The organism is Mesorhizobium sp. ESP6-5 (assembly GCF_020164695.1).
In the GTDB taxonomy this organism is placed as follows: domain Bacteria; phylum Pseudomonadota; class Alphaproteobacteria; order Rhizobiales; family Rhizobiaceae; genus Mesorhizobium; species Mesorhizobium australicum.
Map to the genome: position 1 here is coordinate 23,572 of NZ_JAIUGR010000017.1, position 20,723 is coordinate 44,294.

A 20,723-nucleotide genomic window follows, 5' to 3' on the forward strand; every position below is an offset into this window, starting at 1 on the left:
TCCGGCCTGCAAACGTCCTGGAGGAAGGGACCCATTGACGCCTTCGGGACCCCAATCCCGCTGGCGTCCTTTTTCTTTCCTTACCAGCCCATCTTGCCTACCAACCGAGCCAGACCGCGACCAGGGCGACCACCGCCGGCACGGTCTGGATGTACAGGATCTTGCGGCCGACCGTCGCCGCGCCATAGAGACCGGCAATGGCCACGCACAACAGGAAGAAGACCTTGACCTGGAAACCGGCGGCGCCGAGGTAAAGCCCCCAGATCAGGCCGGCGGCGAGAAAGCCGTTATAGAGACCCTGATTGGCGGCGAGCACTTTGGAGGCGCCGGCGAATTCCGGCGTCAGGCGGAATGTCTTGTGCCCGCGCGGCGTGTCCCAAAGCACCATCTCGAGATAGACGATGTAGACATGGATCAAGGCCACCAGCCCGACCAGGATGTTGCCGATCATTCTGCTCCCCCTTCATCCGTCGCCGGCAGCATTTCATGCCCAACCTCGCTTGCGCAAGCTGCATCTGCCGGATGGCATCCGAGGGTTGCCAATGCTTTTGCGTTGGTGTCTTTTCGCCCCGTCCTCAACCACGGAAGCCGCCATGTCCTTTCACAAACTCGACGATCTCGGCCACAAGCTCGAAGCGCTTGAGCATGCGCTGGCCATCCTCGGCGCCGATGAGGCGACCCACATGGCCGTCGGTGGTGGCGAGAAGCGCGCCGAGGCGATGGCGGCCCTTGCCGGCATGTATCACACCAGGGCGACCGCGCCGGAAATATCGGACTGGATCGCCGCGGCCGAAGGCGAGGCATTGGACGATGAGCAGCGGGCGGCTCTCGCCGAGCTGCGGCGGCAATACACCAACCTGACCTGCCTGCCGGTCGAATTCGTCGAGCGCCAGACGACGGCGCGCATGCGCTGCGAGCAATTGTGGCGCGCCCTGCGCGCCAAGAACGATTGGGCGGGTTTTCAGCCGGCGCTTGAAGGCGTGGTGGCGCTGGTGCGCGACGAGGCCGCCCTGCGCTCCGACGTGCTCGGCCTTGCCCCCTATGACGCGCTGATGGAACAATACGATCCCGGCAATCGCACGGCCGACATCACGCCCGTCTTCGTCGACCTCAAGGCCTTCCTCAAGGGCTTCGTGCCGGAGGCGCTGGCGATCCAGGAAGCGCGGCTGCGCAAGCATCCGCTGAAGCCGCTTTCGGGTACCTATGCCATCGACCGGCAGCGCGAACTCGGCCTTGCCATGATGGCGGCGGTCGGCTTCGACCTGACGCACGGCTCACTGTCGGTATCGCACCATCCGTTCTGCGGCGGCGTGCCCAGCGACGTGCGCATCACCACGCGCTACAAGACCTCGGATTTCCTGTCGGCGCTGATGGGCGTGCTGCACGAGACCGGTCATGCGCTCTACGAACAGAACTTGCCCAAGGCGTGGGCGCACTGGCCGCTCGGCAAGGCCCGCGGCATGGCCGTGCATGAGAGCCAGAGCCTGTTCGTCGAAAAGCAGATCGGCCGCAATCCTGCCTTCTGGCGCTGGGCGCTGCCGGTGGTGGAGAAGCATCTCGGCGAAGCCTGGTCGCTCGACGATATCCTGCCGCATGTGCATCGTGTCGAACGTGGCCTGATCCGCGTCGACGCCGACGAGGTGACCTATCCCTTGCACGTCATCCTTCGCTACGAACTGGAGCAGGAGCTTGTTTCGGGCAGCCTCGAAGTGGCTGATTTGCCCGAAGCCTGGGATGCCAGGATGCGCGACTATCTTGGTCTCTCGACCATCGACAACCCCGCCGACGGGCCGATGCAGGACGTCCATTGGCCGGGTGCCGCCTTCGGTTATTTCCCGTCCTATACGCTGGGCGCGATGATGGCGGCGCAGCAATGGGCCGCGCTGACGCGCGAGCATCCTTCAGCCGACGAAGATCTTGCAAAGGGGAATTTCGAGGCGATCAACGATTGGCGCCGCGAGAAAATCTGGTCGCAGGGGTCGCGCTGGTCGACGCCGGACCTGCTTGAGCGCGCCACCGGCGAGAAGCTCAACGCCACGTACTTCGTCAACCATTTGAGGCAGCGCTACGGCGGCTGAGATGCCGCCTGAGACGACAATTTTCGTTGCGCCGAGGCGAACTGAACCTGCTACTCCGCCGCGCCCCTGAAGGCGCTGGCGCCGGTCTCGAACTGCAGCTTGGCGAGCCGTGCATAGATGCCACCCTTGGCGACCAGGCTCTGATGCGTGCCTTCCTCGACGATGCGGCCGCCATCCATGACCAGGATCCTGTTGGCCTTCAGCACCGTCGCCAGCCGGTGGGCGATGACGATGGTGGTGCGCCCCCGCATCAGCCGCTCGAGCGCGGTCTGCACCAGTGTCTCGCTTTCGGCGTCGAGGGCCGAGGTCGCCTCGTCGAGCAGCAGGATCGGCGCGTCGCGCAGGATGGCACGTGCGATCGCCACACGCTGGCGCTGGCCGCCGGACAGCGTCACGCCACGCTCGCCGACCTGGCTGTCATAGCCGTTCTCGAGCCTGAGGATAAACTCGTCGGCCAGTGCGTCCCTGGCCGCGGCCTCGATCTCGGCCTCGCTGGCGCCTGGCCGGCCGAAGCCGATATTGTCGCGCGCGCTCGCCGCGAAGATGGTGACGTCCTGCGGGACGATGGCGATGCGCTGCCTGACCACGACGGGATCGGCCTCGCGCACATCGACGCCATCGATCAGGATCTTGCCGGTTTCCGGATCGTAGAAGCGCAGGATCAGCGAGAACACCGTGCTCTTGCCGGCACCCGAGGGGCCGACGATGGCGACCGTCTCGCCGGGCATGACTTGAAAACTCAGGCCGTGGACGGCGGCGCGATCGGGCCTCGCCGGATAGGAGAAGGACACATTCTCGAAGACGATCGCGCCCTTGGCAACCGCCGGCAGCGGCTTCGGATCGGCCGGCGCCTGGATCGCCGGCGTCTCGGCCAGAATCTCGGTCAGCCGTTCGGCGGCACCTGCGGCTTGCGCGAGTTCGCCCCAGACTTCCGACAGCGCGCCGAGCGCGCCAGCGGCGAACACCGAATAGAGGAGGAATTGGCCAAGCGTGCCAGGCGATATCGTGCCGTCGAGCACGTCGCGCGAGCCGAACCACAGCACCGCCACGACCGAGGAGAAAATGGTGAAGATGGCAAAGAAGGTGAGGAAGGAGCGCGCGAAGATCGAAGCGCGCGCTGCCTCGAAGGCCGCTTCCACCGCGCCCGAGAATCGTCCGGTGACCAGTCTCTCATTGGTGAAGGCCTGCAGCGTGCGCACCGCGCCGATCTGCTCGCTGGCATAGGCCGTCGCGTCGGCAAGCGTGTCCTGGGCCTGCCTTGACTTGCGCCGCACCGAGCGGCCGAAGGCGACCAGCGGCAGCACGATCACGGGGATCGCCCCGATGACCAGGCCGGAGAGTTTCGGGCTGGTGACGACCATCATGCCCACCGCGCCGAGGCCGAGGATGACATTGCGCAGCGCCACCGAAGCGGTGGCGCCTACCGCCGACTTGACCTGCGTGGTGTCGGCGGCGAGCCGTGACACGATTTCCCCCGACTGGGCGGTGTCGAAGAAGGCAGGCGACAGCGTCGTCACATGGGCAAAGACATCGCGCCTGATGTCGGCGACGACGCGCTCGCCGAGCGTGATGACGAAATAGTAACGGCCGGCCGACGCCGCGGCCAGCACGGCGGCCATCGCCACGAGGGCGCCGAAATATTCAGCGATGAAGGTGGTGCTGGCCGACGAGAAACCGTGGTCGATCATGCGCCGGACGGCCAGCGGCAGTGCCAATGTCGTTGCCGCGGCGATGGCCAGTGAAATAAGGGCGCCGATGACCAGCGTGCGATATCCGGCGATATACGGAAACAGGCGCCTGAGCGGCTTGAGCGAGCGTCGGCGCTCGTCTGCGCTGCTTGATTGCGCCATCTCGGTGTTCCTCTAGCCACTTCAGCCTATGCGCCTCAATATGCGCTTGCCGCGGCCTTGTGATTCAATTCCGGCTGATGTATAGGCACGCCGACCGTTTTAGAAGCCGTGGCTCCTCAATAGCTGCGGCTTCGAGTTTTAAAAAGAGGCGCATCGACGCAGGCTTATGCCCGTCCGCCGCGCCGGCAAGCCAGGAACAGAGCCATGAAGAGCGCAATCCATCCCGACTACCACACCATCAAGGTCGTCATGACCGACGGCACCGAATACACGACCCGTTCGACCTGGGGCAAGGAAGGCGATACGATGAACCTCGATATCGACCCGACCACCCACCCGGCCTGGACCGGCGGCCAGCAGACCCTGCTCGACCGCGGCGGCCGCCTGTCGAAGTTCAAGAAGCGTTTCGAAGGTTTCGGCCTCTAAGGCGAAGAGCTTTTTCGCGGATCAAGAGCCCGCCCTTGTGGCGGGTTTTTTGTTGCTTGGCCGAAGGCTGGGTCTTCGGCCCTATTCGGCCAGCAATTCCCTGAGTGCCATGCGCTTGTAGGCCGCGACCAGCCTGTCGCCCTCCTGCCTGTCGACCGAGATCGCCAGCCGCATGGCCGCCTCGCCCATCTGCCACACCAAGAATGCCGTCGTGTCGAGCGCCACCGGATCGGCATCGGGCCGAAGGCGTTTGAGGACCGCGATCAGAAATTCCGCGTTCGCGCGGCTGTCGGCGAGTTCGAGCTGGCGCAGCGCCTTGTCGGCCTGCGTGCCCGACCAAATGTCGCGCATCACCGGCTCGGCCAGGAACAGCTCGTAGTAAATATCGACCAGCTCCGAGAAAGCCTGCCGCAGGCCTTTGGCGTCGCTGACATCCCTGAGTGCCGCCGAGATACAAGCCTGGCTTTCCGCTGTGTAGCGTTCGGCCAGCGCCCAGACGATCGCCCTCTTGTCCGGAAAGAACTGGTAGAGCGAGCCGATCGACACCCCAGCCCGCTCCGCCACCTCGCCCATGCGCATGGCGTCGCTGCCTTGTTCGGCAATCAGCGCCGAGGCGGCGGCCAGCATGCGCTCGACCCGCTCGCGGCTGCGCTGCTGGCTTGGCGCTCGGCGCGGCGAACCGATCCGCTCATTGGTTTGCGTGCCTTCCATGACCGTCTCCAACAAACGCGCCCGGCAAAATCGCCGGGAACGACTTGACTTACAAAATACGAGGATTTATCACGTTTTGCAAATGTGAGGAATGCTCATATTTTTAGAGAGCAAACCGCCGCAACCGGCGTCTGGAGCAACTGAGATGATCAAGCTTCTTCCAACCCTCACCTTCATTGCCGCGATCGGCGCGGGCGTCGTCGGTGGCGTATTCTTCGCCTTTTCCAACTTCGTCATGGCGGCCCTTGCCCGGCTGCCCGTCCCGGCGGGCATCGCCGCGATGAATTCGATCAACGTCACGGTGATCACCCCGGCCTTCATGACAGCGCTGTTCGGCACCGGCCTCATCTGCCTCGTCCTCATTGCCGCCGCTCTCTTGGGCTGGAGCCAGTCGGGCACCTATTGGTTGCTTGCCGGCGCGGTGATCTATCTGGTCGGCAACCCTATCGTGACCATGGTCTTCAACGTGCCGCTCAACGATGCGCTCGCCGCCGTCGATCCGGCCAGCAGCAACGGCGCCGCCGTGTGGGCAAACCACCTGAGCCAATGGGTGGTGTGGAACCACGTCCGTACCATTACCGCCATCGTGGCGATGGCGTGCTTTATCTTCGCATTGCTCTGAAGAGGTCTAACGAGACGCAGAAAAACTCCGCTCAGGCGGGGTTTTTCTGCGTGTCACCCTTGTGGCCTTTGCGGTCGGCGTGACCGAGATCCCGATCCGGATCGATCACGTCGCGGACCAGTTGCTTGAGTTTGGCCGCGTCCGGAAAGCCGCCGTCGCGCTTGCGATCCCAGACCAGCACTTCATTGCAGGAGATGGTGAAGATGCCGCCGGTGCCCGGCACCAGCGTCACCTCGCCGAGATCGGTGCCGAAGGTGGAGAGCAGCTCCTGCGCCATCCAGCCGGCACGCAGCAGCCACTGGCACTGCGTGCAATAGGTGATGCGGACGGCCGGCAACTCAGCTTTGCTCATGTCGGACGACCTTCGCTCACGCCGCGCTGAGCTTGGCCATCGTCTCGTCGTCGACTTCGAAGTTGGCGTACACGCTTTGCACGTCGTCATCGTCCTCGAGCGTGGCAACCAGCTTCATCAGCGACTGCGCCCGCTCTTCGTCGACCGGGACATTGTTCTGCGGCTTCCAGATCGCCTTGACCGATTCGGCCTCGCCGAGCGAGGTTTCAAGCGCCTTGGACACCTCGCCGAGAGTCTCGAAGGAGCAATAGATCGTGTGGCCTTCCTCGTCCGATTCGACATCGTCGGCGCCGGCTTCGATCGCCGCATCCATGATCTTGTCGGCGCTGCCGGCCGAGGCCGGATAGTAGATTTCGCCGGCGCGGTCCCACATGAACGACACCGATCCGGTTTCGCCGAGCGCGCCGCCGGCCTTGGTGAAGGCGGCGCGCACATTGGACGCCGAACGGTTGCGGTTGTCGGTCAGCGCCTCGACGATCACGGCGACGCCACCAGGCCCATACCCTTCGTAGCGCACCGCTTCGTAGTTTTCGGCGTCGCCCATCGAGGCCTTGTTGATGGCGCGCTGGATGTTGTCCTTGGGCATCGACACCGCCTTGGCGTTCTGGATCGCCAGGCGCAGGCGCGGGTTCATCGATGGGTCCGGCGTTCCGCTCTTGGCGGCGACGGTGATTTCGCGCGCCAGCTTGGAAAACATTTTCGACCGCACCGCGTCCTGACGGCCCTTGCGGTGCATGATGTTCTTGAACTGTGAATGGCCAGCCATGGCACCCCTGTCGTGTTCGGCTAGAGCGTCTTGCCGCGAGATGCGTCATCTCGCCTTTGCAAAAGGCTCGAATTCAATTTCAGAGCGTCCCGATGCGTCCGGGTGAACGTACGGCGCCCTGTGTCGGAATGGCCGGCTTATAGATAAATCGGCTCAATTCGTCCAGCCGCGCCGCGTTGCCGGGGCACTCGGCATGCGGCGGCCCGGCAAGCAGGCTGTCCTACCCTTCCAGATCGGACTTCAGCCGGTCAATGATGCTGAGCGCATGGCCGGCATACTGGCTGATCCAGCGGTCGTGAATCTGCTTGATTGGCAACGCATTGAGATGGTTCCAGCGCTCGCGTCCGTCGCGGCGCGCGACGATCAGGTCCGCCTCCTCCAGCACCTTGAGATGCAGCATGACCGTGCAGCGGTCGATGTCGGGAAAGGCTTCGCACAGCATGCCGGTGGTCTTTGGCTCGTCTTTCAACCGATCCAGCATTTCGCGCCGGCGCGGATGCGCCAGCGCCTTGAAAACATTGTCGTCCTGCGATCGGCTTGACATGTTATGTTTCTATAACATATCGTCGCCTCATTCAAGCAAGGAGCTGTGGATATGTCTCTTGGATTCAGCGTTGCAGGGCGCATCGGCAAACCGGTCGCCGAAGTCTTCGACGCGGTCGTCAACCCGAAGAAGCTGAGCGGCTATTTCACCACCATCGGCGGTGCGAGCGCGCCATTGGTGGCCGGTTCGGCTGTCTTCTGGTGGGGCAAGGTGCCGGTCGAGGTCGACGAAGTGGTCAAGGACAGCCGCATCGTGCTGCGCTGGGATGCCACCGACTCCGTCGGCAGGCCCGCCTACAAAACCCGCATCGAGATGAATTTCGAGCCGCTCGACGATGGCGGCACCTTCGTCACCATCGCCGAGAGCGGCTGGCAGGAAGGCGCGGTCGGCCTGAAGAAGTCCTACCTGAATTGCGAGGGCTGGTCGCAGATGCTGGCCTGCATGAAGGCCTATGTCGAATACGACATCAATCTGCGCGACGGCTATTACCGCAGCGAGATGAAGGGCGAACCCGCCAGCGAAAACAACATTTGAAAAACGGAGCCCAGTCATGACCGCGAAGATCACCGGCGGCATCAACATCGCCATGAAGGTGCCATCGCACCAGTACGAAGCGACGATCGCCTTCTACCGCGATGTCGTCGGCCTCAAGCCGTTCACAGCCAAGGCGCCAGCCATCGGTTTCGAGTTCGGTCCCAACAGGCTTTGGATCGACGAGGCGCCGACGATGAGCCAGGCCGAGATCTGGCTGGAGCTTTTCACGCGGGATTTTCCGGACGCCGCGGATCATCTGGCCAAGGCGGGAATTGTGCGTTGCGATGCCGTCGAGCCCTTGGACGCGGGTTTCCGAGGTGGTTGGATCACCAATCCGGCCAACATCATCCATATGGTGCGCGAACCCGACGCCTGGTGAGGGCGTGTTCGAAAGGAGATCGCCATGGAAATCCGTGAGACACCGACGGCCGAAGCCGCCATGCTGATCCGGCGGCCGGTCGCTGAGGTTTTCGAAGCCGTCGTCGATCCGGCGATCACGACCAAATTCTGGTTCACCCATGGCAGCGGCCGGCTTGATGGCGGCAAACCGGTTCAGTGGGAGTGGCGCATGTATGGGGTCTCGACGACCGTCGAGGTCAGCGAGATCGTCAGGCACAAGAAGATCGTCATGACGTGGAGCGATCCGCCGACCACGGTGGTCTGGGCCTTCACCGAAATGCCTGGCGAAGCGACATTCCTCGAGGTCCACAATTTCGGCTTTGCCGGCAATGGCGACGAGCAGGTGAAACAAGCGGTCGGCTCAACCGACGGCTTTGCGCTTGTGCTCGCCGGCGCCAAGGCCTGGCTGGAACAGGGCCTGACGCTCGGCTTGATGGGTGACCGCCATCCGAAGGGTGTTCCGGGGCACTAGGCTCGCCCCAGCCGACTAGTATCAGTGGCCGTCGCCGGTTTTCGCTTTCTTGCGCCGCCGCGCCAGCATGTTGAGCCCCTCGACCAGCGCCGAAAAACCCATCGCCGCATAGATGTAGCCCTTGGGCACATGATAGCCCATGCCGTCGGCGATCAGCGTCATGCCGATCATCAGCAGGAAGCCCAGCGCCAGCATGACGATGCTGGGGTTCTTGGCGATGAAGTCCGCCAGCGGTCCGGCCGCCAGCATCATCACGGTCACGGCCGCGATGACCGCGATATACATGATGGCGATCTCGTCGGTCATGCCGACGGCGGTGATGATGGAATCGATGGAGAAGACGAGGTCGAGCAGCAGGATCTGGAAGATCGCGCCGGCAAGCGAGATCTTGAGCGTTTCGCCCAGCATCGTGTCCTGATGGTCGTCGGGATCGACCGTGTGGTGGATCTCCTTGGTCGCCTTCCACACCAGGAACAGACCACCGGCGATCAGGATCAGGTCGCGCCAGGAGAAGCCGTGGCCGAACGCCGTGAAGACCGGCGTCGTCAGTTGGACGATGACGGAAATGGTGGCGAGCAGCACTAGGCGCATGACCAGCGCCGCCGAGATGCCAAGACGCCGCGCGCGAGCTCTCTGCTCCACGGGCAGCTTGTTGGTGAGGATCGAGATGAAGATCAGGTTGTCGATGCCGAGCACGATCTCGAGCACCACCAGCGTCAGCAGCGCGACCCAGGCGGTCGGGTCGGAAACGAATTGAAAATGCGGCGCCAGGAATTCGATAAGCTGCATGGAGGTCGTCCCCTACGATCTAGAGCAGTGTCGCCGGCAATTAGGTACTGCGACCCCCTATATCAATGTCACGCCCAGAAGGACGGAGCCGTTTCTTCCAGCCTTGGCCCGCGACGAAACGGCGCGATCTTCTCGGTCAGCCCCGTGCGGTCGGAAATATCGACGCCGACGCCGCACAACGTCGCCGGTCCCGTCGCTGCCTCGAAACGCCCTTTCGGCACTTTCGACAGGAACCGGTTGAGCGGTTCTTCCTTGTCCATGCCGAGCGAGGAATCATAGTCACCGCACATGCCGGCATCCGACAGGTACCCGGTGCCGCCATTGAGGATCTGGTGGTCGGCGGTGGGCTGGTGCGTGTGGGTGCCGACGACGAGACTGGCGCGGCCATCGACAAAATGCGCGAAGCACATTTTTTCCGAGGTTGCCTCGGCATGGAAGTCGATCACCACCGCATCCGCCTGCTCGCCGAGCGGACAGGCGGCAAGCTCGCGTTCGCCGGCCTGGAAGGGATCATCGAGTTCCGGGTGCATGAACACCCGGCCCATAATGTTGGCGACCAGCACGCGCGCGCCGTTTTTGGCGATGTAGACACCGGAGCCGCGCCCGGGCGTGCCTTTGGGGAAATTGGAAGGCCGCAGGAACCGCTGCTCGCGCGGCGCGAAGGCCAGAGCGTCGCGCTGGTCCCAAACATGGTTGCCGGTGGTCACGACATCGCAGCCCGCCGCGATCGTCTCACGCAAGATCTCTTCGGTGATGCCGAAGCCGCCGGCCGCGTTCTCGCCGTTGACGATGACGAAATCGAGCTTGAAGTCGGAGATCAGGCCAGGCAGTTGTTCCCATACCGCGGTGCGGCCCGTCTTGCCGACCATGTCCCCGAGGAAAAGAAGTCGCATCTATGCCTGATCCCGAAAAGTTGCATGACTTTTCGGCAAAGATCATGCGTTTCAAAGAACTATCTACAATTTTGGCGCAAAGCGGCGCAACCCGCTCTCGGTGAGTATTTCCGGGATGACCACGTCATGGGGTTCGTCTGGAACTTGCGAAACTTCTTGGCAGTCGAAGGCGATGCCGATCAGCCGGGGCGCGAGCCCCTTGTCGACGAGCTTCGCGATCGCCCGGTCGTAATAGCCAGCGCCATATCCGATGCGGTGACCGCGCGCGTCGAAGGCGGCGAGCGGCACCAGCACGACCGAAGGATCGAGAACTTCGGCCTCAGCACGCGGCCCGACCGTGCCAAAGCCCATGTCGACCATCGGCGCGCCGCGAACCAGTTCGCGAAAGACGATGGTGGTCTTGTCGAGAATGGCAGGCAGGCAGAGCCGTGCGCCCTTCTCTCGCAAGGCGAACATCAGCGGCCTGACATCGACCTCCGAGCGCATCGGCCAGAAACCGGAGACGATCTGACCGGGCCCGATCTCCAGATGGTCGCGCGCCGTCTCCGCCATTTCGAGCGCAGCCTCCACCCGCCAGAATGCATCGAGACCGTCGCGGCGGGCGAGTGCCTCGAGACGCAGCTTTTTCTTCAAGTCTTTGGGAGAGGTCATGCGGCCAAGGTAGAAAAGGTCAGAGCTGTGCGGGGTCTCAAGTGCGACGTTTTCCACCGCATCATCCACCAAGATGCGTGGATACGTTGCGACAAGTGACGATCCACACAACCGGTGGAGAGAGCGATCCCGGGAACCTACAAAGTAGGTGGGCGCCGTGTGAGAAAACCCACGGGTCTTCCCAGGGACAGCTCCCTAAGGATCGTTAAGGCCCCGGGGAAAATGTTCTCCTGCCGGGAAGCACAGACCGTCCTGCCCAATATAGGCCGCTGGTGGCTCAAGCGCCAGTGACGCAGGCAGTCACGGCGGCTTTATTCGCCATCCGGCGCAACCCTTGCACAGCCGCGGCGGCGTCCTTACGGTCGCGACGACCAACCAAGGAGCAAAAATGCGTTTCGAAGGCACGGCGGCCTATGTCGCCGACAAGGATCTGATGGTGGCGGTCAACGCGGCGATCGCGCTGGAGCGGCCCTTGCTGGTCAAGGGCGAGCCCGGCACCGGCAAGACGGAACTCGCCCGCCAGGTGGCGGCGGCACTCGGCCTCGACCTGATCGAGTGGCACGTCAAATCGACGACGCGGGCGCAGCAAGGCCTCTACGAATACGATGCGGTGTCACGGCTGCGCGACAGCCAGCTCGGCGATGTCAGGTTCAACGACATCAAGAACTACATCAAGCGAGGCAAGCTTTGGGAGGCATTCGCGGCCGACAAGAAGGTCGTGCTTCTGATCGACGAGATCGACAAGGCCGACATCGAATTCCCCAACGACCTGCTGCAGGAACTCGATCGGATGGAGTTCTTCGTCTACGAGACCGGCGAGACCATCCGTGCCGCCGTTCGCCCGATCGTCATCATCACCTCCAACAACGAGAAGGAGTTGCCGGACGCTTTCCTGCGCCGCTGCTTCTTCCACTACATCCGCTTCCCCGACGTCGACACGCTGCACAGAATCGTCGACGTGCACTATCCCGGCATCAAGCAGAACCTGGTGCGCGCGGCCCTCACCCAGTTCTATGAAATTCGCGACGTGCCAGGCTTGAAGAAGAAGCCATCGACCTCCGAGGCGCTCGACTGGATCCGCCTGCTGGTTGCCGACGACATCGCGCCGGGGGATTTGCGCGCTGACCCCAAGAACGCATTGCCCAAACTGCATGGCGCCCTGTTGAAGAACGAGCAGGACGTGCATCTGTTCGAGCGGCTGGCATTCATGGCGAGAAGACAGCAATAGGGCAGCGCTTTCCCGGCTGTGGACCGTTGCCGCGGGCCAAAGAGAAGGTCAGCTTCGGCCAGAACCCTTCGGAGGAGATAAAAATGTCTGAGATCGTTGTCCGCCCGCTCGCGCAATCCGACCACGCCGACTGGCACCGCCTGTGGACCGATTATCTGACCTTCTACGAAACCAAGCTGCCGGAAGAGGTCTATGCCATCACCTGGAAGCGGTTATTCACCGAAGGCGAGTTCGAGCCGAAGGGTTTTATCGCCACATCGGACGGCAAGGCCGTGGGCCTCACCCATTATCTCTACCACCGCTCCGGCTGGTCGGAGAAAAACAACTGTTACCTGCAGGATCTGTTCGCCGACCCGGATGTGCGCGGAAAGGGCATCGGCGCGGCCCTCATCGAGGCGGTGAAGCAGGAGGCCGGCAAAATCGGCGTGAAGAACGTCTACTGGATGACGCACGAAACCAATGCCACCGCCCGCAAGCTCTACGACCATGTCGCGCGCAGGACGGGCTTTATCGAGTATGATTTACTGTAACCGGCCATGTTCATCCCCTTCTTCCTTGAGCTGAAGGCAGCGCGCGTTCCCGTCTCGCTCAGGGAATACCTCTCTCTGCTGGAGGGGCTGGACGCCGGGCTGGTCGATTACGACGTCGAGGGTTTTTATTATCTCGCCCGTGCCGCTTTGGTGAAGGACGAACGCCATATCGACCGCTTCGACCAGGTCTTCGCGCATGTCTTCAAGGGCGTCGAGGCACTGGGCGGGCCGGATGCGGTCGACGTCGCCAATATTCCCGAGGAATGGCTGCGCCGGCTCGCCGAAAAGCACCTGACCGAGGAAGAGAAAAAGCTGGTCGAGGCGCTGGGCGGTTTCGACAGGCTGATGGAGACGCTGAAGCAGCGGCTCGAGGAACAGAAGGGCCGCCACCAGGGCGGTTCGAAATGGATCGGCACCGGCGGCACCTCTCCCTTCGGCGCCTATGGCTACAACCCCGAAGGCGTGCGCATCGGCCAGAACGAAAGCCGCAACCGTCGCGCGGTGAAAGTCTGGGACAAGCGCGAGTTCCGGAATTTCGACGATGCCGTCGAACTCGGCACCCGCAACATCAAGATCGCGCTGAAGCGCCTGCGCCGCTGGGTGCGCGACGGCGCAGAGGAAGAATTCGATCTGCCCGGCACCATCCACGCCACCGCCGAGCACGGCTATCTCGACGTCCAGACACGGCCCGAGCGTCGCAACGCGGTGAAGCTCCTGATGTTCTTCGATGTCGGCGGCTCGATGGACGATCATATCAAAAGCGTCGAGGAGCTATTTTCGGCCGCCCGCGCCGAATTCCGACAGCTCGAATATTTCTATTTCCACAACTGCCTCTACGAAGGCGTGTGGAAGGACAATCGCCGCCGCCATGCCGAGACGATTTCGACCTTCGACCTCATTCATAAATATGGCGCCGACTATAAGGTCATCGTCGTCGGCGACGCCTCGATGAGCCCATACGAGATCGCTCACCCAGGCGGCTCGGTGGAACACTGGAACCCCGAGGCAGGAGCCGTCTGGCTCGGCCGGCTGCTGCGGCAATGGCCAAACGCGGTTTGGCTTAACCCCGAGAGCGAAAAGAACTGGGGCTTTACTCATTCGATCGCGATAATCCGTGACATCTTCGGCGGCCGCATGTTCCCGTTGACACTGGCCGGACTGGAGGGCGCCACGAGGCAATTGTCGCGCAAACATTGAGATGTCCGGAGCGCTCGGGACTGGGCAGGTCTGTAACAAACCCCTATCTTGTTGCGAATATCCGGTTGCAACCAAGAACGAGCCGCCAAGGCTGAGGAGATCAAATGGACACCCACACTTACCCCGTCACCCGCACCGACGCCGAATGGCGCGCCCGGCTGACGCCGGAGCAATACGCCGTCATGCGCAACCATGGCACCGAGCGGCCGGGAAGCTGTGCCCTGCTGTACGAGAAGCGCGCCGGTACTTTTTCCTGCGTCGGCTGCGACCAGCCGCTGTTCCAATCCACGCTGAAATTCGAGAGCGGCACCGGCTGGCCGAGCTTCAACGATCCCGTGCCGGGCTCGGTCGAGAACACCGTCGACCGCAGCTACGGCATGGTCCGCACCGAATGCCATTGTGCCCGTTGCGGCAGCCATCTCGGCCATGTCTTCGAGGACGGCCCGCCGCCGACCGGCCTGCGCTACTGCATCAATGGCGTGGCGCTGAAATTCGAGCCGGCCGCCTGAACAACGCGTCATGAATGCTTGCCAAGGGCGGCTCCGGCCGCCCTTTTTCGTGCGGGCAGCTTCGTCAGACGACGATGGTGGCGATCAGCCAGAGCGCTGATCCCAGCATGAAGAGGGAAGCCCTGGCACCACCGGCCTTCTCAGCCGTGCGCCAGACCGCCAAAGCCAGGAAGATGCTGTAGGGCACCGGTGCGAAATGCACCGCCAGGACGAGGCCGAGCGGCATCTTCAGCCCAAGCAGGATCAGCGCCGCGGCGGACGACACTATATTGATCGCGGTTCCGACAAGCATCATGTCGCGCCAGAACAGCCGGTCGATCGGTACCTCGCCAAGCCACCGCGAGCGTAAGAAATCCGCGATCACTTACCCCTGCCTCAGCACTTCGGTCGCGGCGCACTCGACCCGCGAGCATTCCGTCACCAGCCAGTCGGTCATGGCAGGCCAGTTGTCCTCGGCAAAGCAGTTGACGCGCCACATCGAATTGATGCCAAGGCCTTCGCAGCTTTGTTCCGGCCTGAGCTTCAGCCTGTCTTCGATCGCTGGTCGGAACGGCTTCAGCCGCGACCAGCTTTGCGTGGCGCCGAACTTCTCGTTGCGGCCGAAGAAGACACCGACATGGTTCTGCGCCGGCGCGACATACATGGAAAGTACCAGAGCGAAATCGGGCAGTCCGCGCTGCCAGAACCAGGGTCCGCGTCGCGCCAGCCGGGCTCTTTCTTCCGGATGCCGTTCGGCAAACAGCGACCAGAAGCCGCGATGGCGGAATTCCGAGGCGCGGCGGCCGCCGAAGTCGAATTCGCTCATGGTTCGAACCGTATCACCGGCAACCGCGTCGGGCACCGGCCGGTTAGTCTTACACCATGCCGAGGGCGGCCATGTACAGATCGAGGATGGCGTCCTCCTCCTGGCGCTCGGCCTGGTCCTTCTTGCGCAGACGGATGATGGTGCGGATTGCCTTGGTGTCGAAGCCGGTGCCCTTGGCTTCGGCGAAGACTTCCTTGATGTCGTCGGAGATCGTCTTCTTTTCTTCCTCGAGCCGCTCGATGCGCTCGATCAAGGCACGCAGCTGGCCGGCGGCAACAGTCTGGCTGGTCTCGGTGATATCGTCGGCCATGTTTTCTCCAAATCGGTTCCGCGCCGCGACTCGGGGAACGTGCCGCGACGAATTTCAGCGGTTCGATGCCCGACCGGAGCCGGCGGGTCAAGCCGTTATCGAACAGCTCGCCAAGGCCTGCCGTCATGAGCCGACAGCCTGCCCGTTCCTTGCGAGCTCTCAGTTAAAGGCGATCAGGAGATCCTTCGCATCGATCTGGTCGCCGGCCTTCACCAGCACCTCGGCGACCGTCCCGTCGCGCTCGGCGTGCAGCGCCGTCTCCATCTTCATCGCTTCGATGGAGAGCAGCACGTCGCCGGCCTTGACCGCCTGGCCGGCGGCGACCGAAAGTGCGGAGACCACACCCGGCATCGGCGCCCCGACATGCGCCTCGTTGCCGGGCTCCGCCTTGCGACGCGCCTTGGCCGCCGACGCGCCATGCGCGCGATCGGGCACCTTCACGCGCCGCGGCTGGCCGTTGAGCTCGAAGAACACCGTGACCATGCCCTTGTCGTCGACATCGCCGAACGCCTGGCAGCGCACGACCAAGGTCTTGCCCCTTTCGATATCGACGAAAATCTCGTCTTCCGATTTCATGCCGTAGAAATAGGTCGGCGTCGGCAGAACGCTGACCGGGCCGTAGGTCTCCTGCGCGGCGACGAAGTCGGAAAACACCTTCGGATACATCAGCCACGAGGCGAACTCGTATTCCGACAGCTTGCGCTCGAGCTTGTCCTCGATCTCCTTGCGGCTCTTCTCGAGGTCGGCCGGCTTGAGCAATGAGCCGGGCCGCGCCGTGATCGGCTTGTCGCCCTTGAGTGCCTTCTTCTGCAACGCCTGCGGCCAGCCGCCAGGGGATTGGCCAAGATCGCCGCGCAGCATCGAAACCACCGAGTCCGGGAAGGCGATGTCGCGGGCCGGGTTCTCGACATCGGCAACGGTCAGGTCCTGGCTCACCATCATCAGCGCCATGTCGCCCACGACCTTAGAGGACGGCGTCACCTTGACGATGTCGCCGAACATCAGGTTGACGTCGTGATAGGTCTGCGCCACCTCGTGCCAGCGTGTCTCCAGCCCCAGCGAACGCGCCTGTTCCTTCAAATTGGTGAACTGCCCCCCCGGCATTTCGTGCAGATAGACCTCGGAAGCCGGGCCTTTCAGGTCGCTCTCAAAAGCAGCGTACTGATTGCGAACGGCTTCCCAGTAGAACGAGATCTTTCGGATCCATTGCGGGTCGAGGCCTGGATCGCGCTCGGTGCCTTTCAGCGCTTCGACGATTGAACCCAGGCACGGCTGCGAGGTGTTGCCGGAGAAGGCGTCCATCGCCGCGTCGATGGCGTCGACACCGCTTTCCACGGCCGCCAGCACGGTTGCCGCCGACAGACCCGATGTGTCGTGGGTGTGAAAATGGATCGGCAGGTCGGTCGCCTCGCGCAGCGCCTTGAACAGCACGCGGGCAGCACTCGGCTTCAACAGGCCGGCCATGTCCTTGACGGCGATGATATGGGCGCCGGCGGCCTGCAATTCCCTGGCGAGCCCGACATAGTATTTCAGGTCGTACTTGGCCCTCGCCGGATCGAGGATGTCGCCGGTATAGCACATCGCCGCTTCGATCAGCTTGCCCTCGGCGCCGACCGCGTCCATGGCGACGCGCATGTTCTCGACCCAGTTCAGGCAGTCGAAGACGCGGAACAGGTCGACGCCGCCCGACGCCGCCTGCTTGACGAAATGCTGCACGACATTGTCGGGATAATTGGTATAGCCGACGCCGTTGGCGCCGCGCAGCAGCATCTGCAGCAACAGGTTGGGGGCGGCTTCCCGCACCAGCGACAGCCGCTCCCATGGATCCTCGGTGAGGAAGCGCATGGCGACGTCGAAAGTGGCCCCACCCCAGCATTCGAGCGACAGCAACTGCGGCAAGGCGCGCGCATAGGTGCCGGCGATGCCGGCAATGTCATGCGTGCGCACACGGGTGGCGAGCAGCGACTGGTGGCCGTCGCGCATCGTCGTGTCGGTGACCAGCACTTCCTTCTGCTCGCGCATCCAGGCGGCGAACTTTTCCGGCCCGAGCACGTCGAGCTTCTGCTTGCTGCCGCTCGGCACATTGCCGTTGAGATAGGGCACCACGGGCGGCGCCGCGTCGGCCTTTGGCGTCGGTCGGCCGCGCGTTTCGGGATGGCCGTTGACGCTGACGTCGGCCAGATAATTGAGCAGCTTGGTGGCACGGTCTTGGCGCTTGACCTGCTGGAACAGCTCCGGCGTCGTGTCGATGAACCTGGTCGTATAGGAATTGTCGGCGAAGCTCGGGTGATTGATGATCGCTTCGAGGAAGGTGAGGTTGGTGGCGACGCCGCGGATGCGGAACTCGCGCAGAGCGCGGTTCATGCGGGCGATCGTCTCGGCCGGCGTCGGCGCCCAGGCCGTGACCTTCTCCAGCAACGGATCATAGAAGCGGGTGATGACCGCGCCGGAATAGGCCGTGCCGCCATCGAGGCGGATGCCGAAGCCGGTGGCGCCGCGATAGGCGGTGATGCGGCCGTAGTCCGGAATGAAATTGTGTTCGGGATCTTCCGTGGTGATGCGGCACTGCAAGGCATGGCCGTTCAGCCGGATATCCCTCTGCGCCGGCACACCCGATTCCGGCGTGCCGATGGCGAAACCGTCGAGGATGTGGATCTGCGCCTTCACGATGTCGATGCCGGTCACCATTTCGGTGACGGTGTGCTCGACCTGGATGCGCGGATTGACCTCGATGAAGTAGAACTTGCCGGTATCCGCGTCCTGCAGGAATTCGACGGTGCCAGCGCCGATATAGCTGGTCTCGCGCGCGATCTTCAGCGCGTAGCCGCAAAGTTCCTGGCGCAGGTCCTCGCTAAGATAGGGCGCCGGCGCGCGCTCGACGACCTTCTGGTTGCGGCGCTGGATCGAGCAGTCGCGCTCGAACAGATGGACGGCATTGCCGTGCGAGTCGCCAAGCACCTGCACCTCGACATGGCGGGCGCGCTCGATCAGCTTTTCGAGATAGACCTCGTCCTTGCCGAAGGCGGCCTTCGCCTCGCGCTTGCCTTCCATGACCTCGCGGGCGAGGTCGGCCTCGGAGCGGATGGCGCGCATGCCGCGGCCACCGCCACCCCACGAGGCTTTCAGCATGACCGGATAACCGACCGTCTTGGCGAGTTCCTTGACCGCCTCCATGTCGTCCGGCAACGGATCGGTCGCCGGCACCACGGGCACGCCGACCTCGATGGCCAGATTGCGCGCGGCGACCTTGTTGCCCAGCCGGCGCATCGTGTCGGGCTTGGGACCGATGAACGTGATGCCTGCTTGCGCGCAGGCCTCGGCGAATTCGGGGCTTTCCGACAGCAGCCCGTAGCCGGGGTGGATGGCATCGGCGCCTGAAAGCCTGGCGACGCGGATCACCTCCTCGATCGACAGATAGCTCTCGATCGGACCCATGTCCTTGCCGAGATGCGGGCCGCGCCCGACCTGGTAGCTCTCATCGGCCTTGAAGCGGTGCAGCGAGTATTTGTCTTCCTCGGCCCAGATCGCCACGGTTTTGAGGCCCAGCTCGTTGGCCGCGCGAAAGACGCGGATGGCGATTTCTGACCGGTTGGCGACGAGGATCTTCGTGATGGCCAAGGACTGGGCTCCAGCAGCGGAAGGAACGGGAAATCGGGGCAATGATTAGCGCGAAAATGCTGCAGTGCAAACAAAATCGATGCTGATTTAAACCGATTTAGATCGATTGTCCGGCCAACACTCGCATGCATCGGTTCGAACGGACGGAACAATGGCGACAATTTCGATCCTGGATGCGATCTTCCTGGCTAAGGGGGCTCACCGTGACGTAACCCGGCTGCCGCCGCGCATCAAAAGAAAATGCCCGGCGCGAGGCGCCGGGCATCGTTGGTTTCGGATCCGAATGAATTACGACTTCGGGAACCAGGAATACTTCCCGTCGTCCTTCTTCTTCCATTCGTACATGATGTAGCCTGGCAGCTTCGGATCGCCCTTGGCGTCATAGGCGAGATCGCCCAGAACGGTCGGGAACGGGCCGCTTTCATGCATCGCCTTGGCGACGGCCTGCGGATCGTTCGTCTTGGCGGCAGCGGCCGCCTCGGCGACCACCTGCACGGCGGCATAGGCGTAGAGCGTGTAGGCTTCCGGCTCGAAACCCTGCGCGCGGAACTTCTCGACGAGTTCCTTATTGGCTGGGATCAGGCGCGGGTCGGGGCCGAACGTGTTGAGGGTGCCGGCGACAGCGTCGCCCGCGATGGCGGCGAGTTCGTCCGTCACGATGCCGTCACCCGACATCATCGGGGCCTTGAGGCCCTGGTCCGCCGATTGACGGATGATCAGACCGGCTTCGGTATGCAGGCCACCCCAGTAGATCAGGGTGACGCCGGCTTCCTTCATCTTGGCGATCAGCGCCGAGAAGTCCTTGTCGCCGACATTGACGCCTTCATACATCACTTCCTTGATGCCGGCGGCGTTCATCGCCTTCTTGGTTTCGTCCGCGAGGCCCTGGCCATAAGGGGTCTTGTCATGGATCACGGCGACTTTGGCATCCTTGAAGTTCGCGGCGATATAGGCGCCAGCGATGCTGCCCTGCTGGTCGTCGCGTCCGCAGGTACGGAACACATTCCACAAGCCGCGCTCGGTAAACTTCGGGTTGGTTGCGGCCGGCGTGATTTCGACGATGTTGTTTTCGGCGTACACTTCGGAGGCCGGGATCGACACGCCCGAGTTGAAGTGGCCGATCACGAACTTGACGCCGTCGCCGACGAACTTGTTGGCGACCGAGATGCCCTGCTTCGGATCGGAGACATCGTCGCCGACTTCGAGCTTGATCTGCTCGCCATTGATGCCGCCCTTGGCATTGATCTCGGCGACCGCCGCTTCGGCGCCCTTCTGCAGCTGTGCGCCGAAGGCCGCGTTCGGACCGGTGATCGGCCCGGCGACGGCGAACATTACATCAGCCCACGCGTTGCCGCCGAACGCGACGAGCGCGGTCAGGGCCACGGCGGACAAAAGTGACTTTTTCATTTAAACGCTCCCATTAACGGAGTGGGCGTGGA

General features: G+C 63.1%; 24 protein-coding genes and 1 other RNA gene. 10 read left to right on the forward strand and 15 right to left on the reverse strand.

The genetic code is table 11. From position 1 onward, the window contains the following. Positions 1 to 97: 97 nt before the first annotated feature. Positions 98 to 451 carry a DUF1304 domain-containing protein gene (locus LB524_RS24885; RefSeq protein ID WP_140793044.1) on the reverse strand — a complete coding sequence of 118 codons (354 nt, stop codon included), beginning with the start codon at positions 449 to 451 and terminating at the stop codon, positions 98 to 100. 142 nt (positions 452 to 593) lie between these two features. Here LB524_RS24885 and LB524_RS24890 point away from each other — a divergent pair, with 142 nt between their 5' ends. Continuing rightward, complete coding sequence (locus LB524_RS24890) at positions 594 to 2,078, forward strand: carboxypeptidase M32 (RefSeq protein ID WP_224530936.1); 1,485 nt, start codon at positions 594 to 596, stop codon at positions 2,076 to 2,078. Between the two features lie 50 nt (positions 2,079 to 2,128). On the opposite strand, the gene LB524_RS24895 is transcribed toward LB524_RS24890, so the two are convergent. After that, positions 2,129 to 3,928 carry an ABC transporter transmembrane domain-containing protein gene (locus LB524_RS24895; protein ID WP_140822596.1) on the reverse strand — a complete coding sequence of 600 codons (1,800 nt, stop codon included), beginning with the start codon at positions 3,926 to 3,928 and terminating at the stop codon, positions 2,129 to 2,131. A gap of 204 nt (positions 3,929 to 4,132) precedes the next feature. Here LB524_RS24895 and rpmE point away from each other — a divergent pair, with 204 nt between their 5' ends. Beyond that, positions 4,133 to 4,354 (forward strand): 50S ribosomal protein L31, encoded by a 222-nt coding sequence (rpmE, locus tag LB524_RS24900; RefSeq protein ID WP_010912060.1) that lies wholly within the window; start codon positions 4,133 to 4,135, stop codon positions 4,352 to 4,354. Positions 4,355 to 4,435: 81 nt separating this feature from the next. Here the strand turns inward: rpmE and LB524_RS24905 are convergent, their stop codons facing one another. After that, on the reverse strand, positions 4,436 to 5,065 hold the full coding sequence (locus tag LB524_RS24905) for a TetR/AcrR family transcriptional regulator (RefSeq protein WP_140616624.1): 630 nt from the start codon (positions 5,063 to 5,065) through the stop codon (positions 4,436 to 4,438). Positions 5,066 to 5,210: 145 nt separating this feature from the next. On the opposite strand from LB524_RS24905, the gene LB524_RS24910 reads away from it, so the two are divergent. Next, positions 5,211 to 5,687, forward strand: coding sequence for a DUF1772 domain-containing protein (locus LB524_RS24910; protein WP_224530937.1), 477 nt, complete (start codon positions 5,211 to 5,213; stop codon positions 5,685 to 5,687). 31 nt (positions 5,688 to 5,718) lie between these two features. On the opposite strand, the gene LB524_RS24915 is transcribed toward LB524_RS24910, so the two are convergent. The 3 genes from LB524_RS24915 to LB524_RS24925 all read right to left on the reverse strand — a co-directional run bounded on the left by LB524_RS24915 (position 5,719) and on the right by LB524_RS24925 (position 7,349). Beyond that, complete coding sequence (locus LB524_RS24915; protein WP_140662620.1) at positions 5,719 to 6,039, reverse strand: SelT/SelW/SelH family protein; 321 nt, start codon at positions 6,037 to 6,039, stop codon at positions 5,719 to 5,721. Positions 6,040 to 6,055: 16 nt separating this feature from the next. Next, on the reverse strand, positions 6,056 to 6,805 hold the full coding sequence (locus LB524_RS24920) for a YebC/PmpR family DNA-binding transcriptional regulator (protein WP_015315237.1): 750 nt from the start codon (positions 6,803 to 6,805) through the stop codon (positions 6,056 to 6,058). A 220-nt stretch (positions 6,806 to 7,025) separates the two neighbouring features. After that, a complete protein-coding gene (locus tag LB524_RS24925; protein WP_140616621.1) occupies positions 7,026 to 7,349 on the reverse strand; it encodes an ArsR/SmtB family transcription factor in 324 nt (107 codons plus the stop codon). Between the two features lie 51 nt (positions 7,350 to 7,400). On the opposite strand from LB524_RS24925, the gene LB524_RS24930 reads away from it, so the two are divergent. Genes LB524_RS24930 through LB524_RS24940 form a run of 3 tightly spaced genes read left to right on the forward strand, consistent with a single transcriptional unit; the run spans position 7,401 to position 8,754 of the window. Continuing rightward, positions 7,401 to 7,883, forward strand: coding sequence for an SRPBCC domain-containing protein (locus LB524_RS24930; RefSeq protein WP_224530939.1), 483 nt, complete (start codon positions 7,401 to 7,403; stop codon positions 7,881 to 7,883). Between the two features lie 16 nt (positions 7,884 to 7,899). After that, positions 7,900 to 8,262, forward strand: coding sequence for a hypothetical protein (locus LB524_RS24935; RefSeq protein WP_140662616.1), 363 nt, complete (start codon positions 7,900 to 7,902; stop codon positions 8,260 to 8,262). Between the two features lie 24 nt (positions 8,263 to 8,286). Beyond that, positions 8,287 to 8,754, forward strand: a complete 468-nt coding sequence (locus LB524_RS24940) for an SRPBCC family protein (RefSeq protein ID WP_224530941.1) — start codon at positions 8,287 to 8,289, stop codon at positions 8,752 to 8,754. A gap of 21 nt (positions 8,755 to 8,775) precedes the next feature. Here the strand turns inward: LB524_RS24940 and LB524_RS24945 are convergent, their stop codons facing one another. From LB524_RS24945 to ssrS, 4 genes are all read right to left on the reverse strand, one after another. Beyond that, positions 8,776 to 9,543: a TerC family protein gene (locus tag LB524_RS24945; protein ID WP_140712561.1), complete on the reverse strand. Its 768-nt coding sequence runs from the start codon at positions 9,541 to 9,543 to the stop codon at positions 8,776 to 8,778. A gap of 68 nt (positions 9,544 to 9,611) precedes the next feature. Next, the gene (locus LB524_RS24950; protein ID WP_015315231.1) at positions 9,612 to 10,436 is read right to left on the reverse strand and encodes a YmdB family metallophosphoesterase; all 825 of its coding nucleotides are present in this window, start codon (positions 10,434 to 10,436) and stop codon (positions 9,612 to 9,614) included. A 63-nt stretch (positions 10,437 to 10,499) separates the two neighbouring features. Then, complete coding sequence (locus LB524_RS24955) at positions 10,500 to 11,087, reverse strand: 5-formyltetrahydrofolate cyclo-ligase (RefSeq protein WP_224531049.1); 588 nt, start codon at positions 11,085 to 11,087, stop codon at positions 10,500 to 10,502. Between the two features lie 96 nt (positions 11,088 to 11,183). Continuing rightward, a non-coding RNA gene (ssrS, locus tag LB524_RS24960) (6S RNA) lies at positions 11,184 to 11,339 on the reverse strand. 136 nt (positions 11,340 to 11,475) lie between these two features. On the opposite strand from ssrS, the gene LB524_RS24965 reads away from it, so the two are divergent. The 4 genes from LB524_RS24965 (at position 11,476) to msrB (ending at position 14,551) form a co-directional block, all read left to right on the forward strand. Next, positions 11,476 to 12,315: an AAA family ATPase gene (locus tag LB524_RS24965; protein ID WP_224530943.1), complete on the forward strand. Its 840-nt coding sequence runs from the start codon at positions 11,476 to 11,478 to the stop codon at positions 12,313 to 12,315. An 83-nt stretch (positions 12,316 to 12,398) separates the two neighbouring features. After that, on the forward strand, positions 12,399 to 12,845 hold the full coding sequence (locus tag LB524_RS24970; RefSeq protein ID WP_140712555.1) for a GNAT family N-acetyltransferase: 447 nt from the start codon (positions 12,399 to 12,401) through the stop codon (positions 12,843 to 12,845). A 6-nt stretch (positions 12,846 to 12,851) separates the two neighbouring features. Beyond that, positions 12,852 to 14,042, forward strand: coding sequence for a vWA domain-containing protein (locus tag LB524_RS24975; RefSeq protein WP_224530944.1), 1,191 nt, complete (start codon positions 12,852 to 12,854; stop codon positions 14,040 to 14,042). A 104-nt stretch (positions 14,043 to 14,146) separates the two neighbouring features. Next, positions 14,147 to 14,551, forward strand: coding sequence for a peptide-methionine (R)-S-oxide reductase MsrB (gene msrB / locus LB524_RS24980; RefSeq protein ID WP_140793055.1), 405 nt, complete (start codon positions 14,147 to 14,149; stop codon positions 14,549 to 14,551). 64 nt (positions 14,552 to 14,615) lie between these two features. Here msrB and LB524_RS24985 read toward each other — a convergent pair whose 3' ends face one another. The 5 genes from LB524_RS24985 to LB524_RS25005 all read right to left on the reverse strand — a co-directional run bounded on the left by LB524_RS24985 (position 14,616) and on the right by LB524_RS25005 (position 20,691). Beyond that, a complete protein-coding gene (locus tag LB524_RS24985) occupies positions 14,616 to 14,915 on the reverse strand; it encodes a hypothetical protein (RefSeq protein ID WP_224530945.1) in 300 nt (99 codons plus the stop codon). After that, entirely contained in the window at positions 14,916 to 15,356 is a 441-nt protein-coding gene (locus tag LB524_RS24990; RefSeq protein WP_224530946.1) for a hypothetical protein, read from the reverse strand. A 49-nt stretch (positions 15,357 to 15,405) separates the two neighbouring features. Next, positions 15,406 to 15,666 (reverse strand): DUF2312 domain-containing protein, encoded by a 261-nt coding sequence (locus tag LB524_RS24995; RefSeq protein WP_015315223.1) that lies wholly within the window; start codon positions 15,664 to 15,666, stop codon positions 15,406 to 15,408. Between the two features lie 159 nt (positions 15,667 to 15,825). Further along, positions 15,826 to 19,284, reverse strand: a complete 3,459-nt coding sequence (gene pyc, locus LB524_RS25000) for a pyruvate carboxylase (protein ID WP_224530947.1) — start codon at positions 19,282 to 19,284, stop codon at positions 15,826 to 15,828. 288 nt (positions 19,285 to 19,572) lie between these two features. Then, positions 19,573 to 20,691 carry a branched-chain amino acid ABC transporter substrate-binding protein gene (locus LB524_RS25005; RefSeq protein ID WP_015315221.1) on the reverse strand — a complete coding sequence of 373 codons (1,119 nt, stop codon included), beginning with the start codon at positions 20,689 to 20,691 and terminating at the stop codon, positions 19,573 to 19,575. Positions 20,692 to 20,723 lie beyond the last annotated feature (32 nt).